This is a genomic window from Peribacillus sp. NPDC056705 (assembly GCF_043656335.1).
On record NZ_JBHTYI010000043.1, the window covers coordinates 26,457 to 32,635 of the forward strand.

At 34.9% G+C, this 6,179-nt stretch carries 7 protein-coding genes; all 7 read left to right on the forward strand.

Features of this window, described 5'->3' with window-relative positions:
* Positions 1 to 58: 58 nt before the first annotated feature.
* On the forward strand, positions 59 to 862 hold the full coding sequence (locus tag ACFRAK_RS25555) for a carbon-nitrogen hydrolase family protein (protein ID WP_387604796.1): 804 nt from the start codon (positions 59 to 61) through the stop codon (positions 860 to 862).
* Positions 863 to 915: 53 nt separating this feature from the next.
* Positions 916 to 2,268: an APC family permease gene (locus ACFRAK_RS25560; protein ID WP_387604798.1), complete on the forward strand. Its 1,353-nt coding sequence runs from the start codon at positions 916 to 918 to the stop codon at positions 2,266 to 2,268.
* Between the two features lie 281 nt (positions 2,269 to 2,549).
* A complete protein-coding gene (locus ACFRAK_RS25565) occupies positions 2,550 to 3,059 on the forward strand; it encodes a DoxX family protein (protein ID WP_387604800.1) in 510 nt (169 codons plus the stop codon).
* A 292-nt stretch (positions 3,060 to 3,351) separates the two neighbouring features.
* Positions 3,352 to 4,401, forward strand: coding sequence for an MFS transporter (locus ACFRAK_RS25570; RefSeq protein ID WP_387706822.1), 1,050 nt, complete (start codon positions 3,352 to 3,354; stop codon positions 4,399 to 4,401).
* Positions 4,402 to 4,613: 212 nt separating this feature from the next.
* Positions 4,614 to 4,850: a hypothetical protein gene (locus tag ACFRAK_RS25575; RefSeq protein ID WP_387604803.1), complete on the forward strand. Its 237-nt coding sequence runs from the start codon at positions 4,614 to 4,616 to the stop codon at positions 4,848 to 4,850.
* Positions 4,851 to 4,955: 105 nt separating this feature from the next.
* Positions 4,956 to 5,240, forward strand: coding sequence for a hypothetical protein (locus tag ACFRAK_RS25580; protein ID WP_394572746.1), 285 nt, complete (start codon positions 4,956 to 4,958; stop codon positions 5,238 to 5,240).
* Between the two features lie 428 nt (positions 5,241 to 5,668).
* The coding region (locus tag ACFRAK_RS25585; RefSeq protein ID WP_394572747.1) for a VanZ family protein at positions 5,669 to 6,179 on the forward strand (511 nt) is incomplete at its 3' end.

Sequence of the window (6,179 nt, forward strand, 5' to 3'; positions counted from 1 at the left end):
AATATTTCAATAATTGGCATAATACTTGCAATTAAATAAAGTAGAAAGGGTGATTCAAATGAAAATTTCATTAGCACAGTTCCAACCAAAGCTAAAAGATAAACAAGGGAATTTACAAAAAATAGAAGCCTATATGAAGGAAGCCAAAACAGCTGAGGCTGATGTGATTGTGTTTCCAGAGTTGGCTTTGACAGGTTATTTGTTAAAAGAAGATGTTAGCAAATTTGCGGAAGAGGAGAACGGTCCAAGCATTCGATCATTACAGGCAATTTGCAAAGAATTGTCGCTCGCACTGGTTCTTTCCTTTCCTGAAAGAGAAAAGGAGTTTTACTATATATCTGTTCTTTATATTGATGAAAATGGAGACATTCTCGGAAAGTATCGAAAAACACATTTATTCGATACAGAAACAGACTATTTTTCAAGAGGAACGGATTACCCTGTTTTTTCTACCAAATTTGGAAAAGTCGGGATGATGATCTGTTATGACCTTGAATTTCCGGAAGTGGCAAGAATTTTACGAACAAGCGGAGCTGAAATTCTCTTTATTACTACAGCCAATATGAAACCATACGAAGAAGCACAATCCATTTTCTTAAAAAGCCGGGCAATTGAAAATGAAATACCTATTGCCATTTGTAACAGACTTGGAAGAGAAGAAGAGTTAGAGTTTTTCGGTAGCAGCATGATTGTTGATCATACAGGCCGTGTGATGGTTGATGCAAAAGGTAAGGAAGGTATCGTTTCCGAGGACATTGACGTAAAACCAAAAAAAGATCCCCGGTTGAATTATATTGGCAATGTGAACAAACAAATCTACTCGAAATTGACCGATTTACATCAAACGTCTGTCCGATCCTAAAAACGGTCTCTTCTAAAAGAACAAGGCTATTTAAACGAAAAGGAGGATTTCAAATGGAAAAGAAACGTGTTTCATTTAAACGAACATTAACATTGTCGCATGTTATATTATTTGGTCTTGCTTACATGACACCGATGGTTGTCTTTGGGACATACGGGGTAATGGCTGAGCTAACAAAAGGCATTGTACCTGTTGCCTATATCATTGCTTTAACCGCTATGCTCTTCACTGCTTACAGCTATGGTGAAATGGTGAAAGCCTATCCTGTTTCAGGATCCGCCTATACGTATACAAGGAAATCAATTAGCCCGCAACTCGGCTTTCTTATAGGATGGTCCGTTTTATTGGATTATTTATTTTTGCCGATGGTAATCTGGTTGATTGGAAGCGTTTACTTGAACGCCGCTTTTCCATCTGTTTCATCTTGGGTATGGATCGTTGCCTTTATAGTGCTCACCACAACGATTAATTTAATTGGAACAAAAGTGATGAAGAATGTAAATCTTTTAATGATGGCTTTTCAATTGCTTGTTCTTGTCCTATTTCTGGTTTTGTGTTCCGTGAATATTATCCAAGGCACGGGAGTAGGAACGCTGTTTTCTATGGAGCCATTTATGAGCGGTGATGCATCGTTCTCCCTATTATTGGCAGGAGCCTCTGTAGCTTGCTACTCATTTTTAGGGTTTGATGCAGTTTCCACTCTTTCCGAAGAAACGATCAATCCGAAAAAAACAATTCCAAAAGCGATTTTGCTCATTACGTTTATCGGTGGAGGGATTTTCATCCTCTCCTCTTACTTTCTTTATCTTGTTTTCCCCCACTATACAGAATTTCAAAATATTGATTCCGCAGCTTTTGAGATTGCCCGTCTAATTGGTGGAAATTTATTTAGTGCCCTTTTCCTCGCAGGATTAATCATTGCACAATTTGCTTCCGGTTTAACGGCTCAAACAAGTGCGGCTCGTCTTATGCTCGCAATGGGAAGAGATTCTGTTCTTCCAAAAAAGCTTTTCGGATATATTCATCCAGCATCCCGTACACCCGTGTTTAATTTATTTTTTATTGGCTGTATTGCTTTATTAGCTTTGACCTTTGATATTACGACCTCAACTTCTTTTATTAACTTTGGAGCTTTTGCTACTTTTATATTTGTAAATCTTTCTGTCATTACCCATTATTATGTGAAAGGAAAAAAACGCGGAGGGAAACATTTTGTGCTTTATTTACTCTTACCTGCCATCGGAGCTTCCCTTGATATTTGGTTGTTTTTGAACCTGGATAAAAACGCTTTAATACTTGGCAGTCTCTGGGCAGCTATCGGTTTTATTTATTTGCTGTTCTTAACAAAATTTTTTAAAAAGCAACCGCCAGAAATAAATTTTGAAGAAGCGGAAGAAGCAGTTTAAATTATAATTATGCGTGATAATAATATGGCGATGGACAATTCATTGTTTTTTATGAAAGAGGGTATCCCATATGGTATCCCTGTAACTCGAAAAAACAGGATCGAAATTGTTCGGTTGAGCTGTTAAAAGTAGCTATATACCCCGTTCGTAAAAGTACACTTTTACGAACTTTTTTGATTGAGATTATTTATATAATATTTACATAATTGATAATGAAAATCGTTTTCAATTATGTTATTATATCTCCTAGTCATTATTTTTTAATTATAGGGAGGAAAAGTATGTTTATTGATCTTTTAAAGCTTAACAAAAATGTCTCCATTCTTTTGGCTGTGTTACGTGTGTATCTCGGATATACGTGGGTTATGGCTGGCTGGGGGAAGTTAACAGGCGGACAATTTGATGCTTCTGGTTTCTTACAGGGTGCGTTGGCAAATTCGACTGGAGATCATCCGGCTGTTCAGGGATGGTGGGTTGCATTCCTTGAAAATGTAGCCATTCCTAATGTCGAGATATTCAATACGTTAGTACCTTGGGGAGAATTCCTCGTCGGGATAGGTTTATTGCTGGGTTGTTTCACTAAAACAGCTGTCTTTTTTGGTCTGGTTATGAACTTCTCTTATTTGTTTAGTGGCACGACAAGTACCAATCCACAACTTGTTCTATTATCCATGTTTATCCTTGTTTCTGCTATGAATGCAGGAAGATATGGGGTAGATGGTATGATTATACATACCCTTAAAGAAAAACTATTTGCTAACAGAACAAGAGAGGTAAAAAATGTAGCTTAACAAAGAGTAGAGTATTAAAAAAAGAGGTCGGGATAGTGGTCCTGACCTTTTTTTTGCCGATATAGCGCACAGTATGTGCCAACTCTACAATAAGCCTAAATGATCTAATGGGTGCTTTAGGCATTACCAGGAGCTGATTATCAGCAATTAATTTTTAAGGGGCGGTTTCGAATTGAAAAACAGTAACATTTGGATATTAAGCTTCGTTAGTTTCTTTACAGATATGGGAACTTAAATGGTGACGCCTTTAATCCCAATTCTTCTTGCTTCGTCAGGCCCTTAAATTATTGGGATTGTAGATGGTTTATCAGAAACCTTGGCAAGTTTTTTGAAATTTTTCTCTGGTCGTCGTTCGGATCGTCGGAAAAATAGAAAAGGGTTTGCTTTGTTTGGTTATGGCTTATCAGGTTTAGGAAGAATATCTTTGATTATTTCAAGTTCCTGGGTCGGCGTTTTCATATGGAAACTGATAGATCGTACGGGAAAAGGGATACGGACGGCTCCAAGAGATGCTCTTATATCCGAGTCAGGAGGAAAAAATAAACAAGGAAGAGTTTTCGGATTACATCAAATGATGGATATGTTAGGTGCTTCCATCGGGATTGGAGCTGCTTATTTCATATTACGAATGAATGGAAATCAAAACTTTCATGATGTTTTCCTGTATTCTTTAATCCCTGTAATTATTGGTTGGTTACTGTTATTGGGCATAAAGGAAAGAAAGTATGAACCAATAGTTAAAGAAATGCCGCCTGCCACGAAATCTAAACTTGACGTGAAACTTCTAAATCCGAATGTGAAAAAATTATTATTTATTGTATTTCTCTTTACTATTGTTAATTCATCAAATTCGTTTCTTTTACTAAGAGCAGCAGATTTGGGAGTTTCTACTGCAAATGTTCTATTATTATATCTACTCTTTCACCTTACTGCGTCTTTATTTTCATATATTTCCGGAGCGTTCTCAGATCGATACGGACGAAGAGGTATACTAACTGTAGGATATGCGTTATATGGATTTGTATATATTGGTTTTGCGGAAGTAAATACAACGATTGGTTTAATAGGTCTATTTACATTATATGGGCTATATTCAGCCTTTACTAAAGGGGTTGAAAAGGCGCTGATTGCTGATATATCCAATCCAGAAAGTAAAGGAACTGCACTTGGTTTCTATGCTATGATTACGGGGATTGGTCTATTTCCGGCTTCTTTGCTTACAGGTTTGTTATGGCAGATATTTGGCGCTGAAGTTTCATTCCTTATTAATGGGATCATCGCTTTGATTGCATCTATTTTGTTATTTAGAATGCTCTCTATTAACGTAAGAAAAGCAACATAGAACTTAAATGATTGATAGCATGCTTACATATCGAGGCTGCTCTTATATAGCACATAAGTAGTTAGGCAAATTATTAACAAAAAAATGAATATGCTTCCATTAAAGGGCCCGATTCTTTAATAAGAATCGCCTTTCTTAATGAACTAACGGGTGCTTTAGCTTAGGATCAGAGTCTTCTTAAATGTGGTAAAATAAGGTAAATGGGGGTGACGATGTTGAAAAAGTATCTTGTGTTTTTAATTAATTTCGTAATGTTATATATGGCATTTCAAATAGGATCAGGTTTGATTCTTACTGCTTCTTATACTCCCGATTTTTCTTCCATAGAGGGTAATTTAAGTCAAGAAGTAGTGTTTGGTACGTCTTCAATTCCATTACTGGTAACATTGCTAACTGCTACAGTAGCTTATTTTCTTTCTCAAAAGAAATTTAGAATCTCAAAAAATTAAATAACTAACAGGTGCGTTAGCTGAAGATCGGAGCTGTCTTTAAGGCAGCTTTTTCTTATGGAACTAACGGGGCAGGATAGTCAATTAGTTAGGCGGTGTTTTGTAATGGGATTGTTTTTTAAAAAAAGAGAAAGTACTAAACCAAGTACTAAACCATTTATACTGATTAGATATTTAATGGTAATAGCAATGGTATTAATTTTAATATTTAGTTTAATTAACGATTTTAATTTGAATTTCATAAAATATATAATTCTTTTAGCTGGAATTGGTTCAATAATAGATGGAATTGAAAGTATTTTTAAAAAGGAAAATAAGAAGCAGATGTTATTAGATTTTAGTTTTGCGGTTATATGGTTCGCATTATTTTTGATATATGTTGGTTCGTAACATTTTTAAAGAACTAACGGGTGCGTTAGCTGAAGATCGGAGCTGTCTTTAAGGCAGCTCTTTTCTTATGGCACTAAAGGGGCAGGTTAGTTGCACAAGGATTATTTATTATCGTTGAAGAATATATACTCATAAATAGTACAGGTTGAGGAGAGATATAGGTGGATAAAGGCAAATTAGAGTTAATAAAAGTTATGAGTTTTAGCTGTAATTGCAATTAGTTCAGCAATAATAGCTTGGAGAATGAGGAAGGTTGTAAATAACTTGTATGACTTAGTTATGTTATCAGGAAATAGCTAATTCTTTTCTTTCCTCCTAGGCCTTTTTCTTAATGAACTAACGGGGCAGTTTAGTGAAATAAATTGGCCCTGCTATATGGAAAATTTGGTATTATAAAAATAAATAAAACAAATTGGAGAAAACTAACTATGTTAACAGCTTTATATCCTAGCATAATAATCATTTCAATATCATTAATAATTTTAATATTTCAACTTGTGAAAAGGCGTATCTCTGGACAAAATTTCGTATATCTATTATTTTTCACTATTTATATAAGCAGCCTTTTTAGTGTAACTATATTTCCATTTCCGGTTCAGAAATTTTTAATTGAAACAATGATAGAGGATCAGCTTGGGTTAAAACATAATTTTATTCCATTTAAAATTTTTTATGATGCAATGAGTTTTGGTTTAACTATTATTTTAAAACAAGTAGTTGGTAATATCATTCTTTTTCTCCCTATGGGATTTGTTTTACCAAGGATTTTTACAAACATACAAACAATAAAAAAAGTTATATTCATTGGATTCTTAGCAAGTTTATCAATCGAACTGGTTCAAGCTTTAGCAGGTTTATGGATTGGTTATAACTATCGTGCGGCGGATATTGATGATTTGATTTTTAACGTGTTAGGTACTGTTATTGGTTTCTTAATAT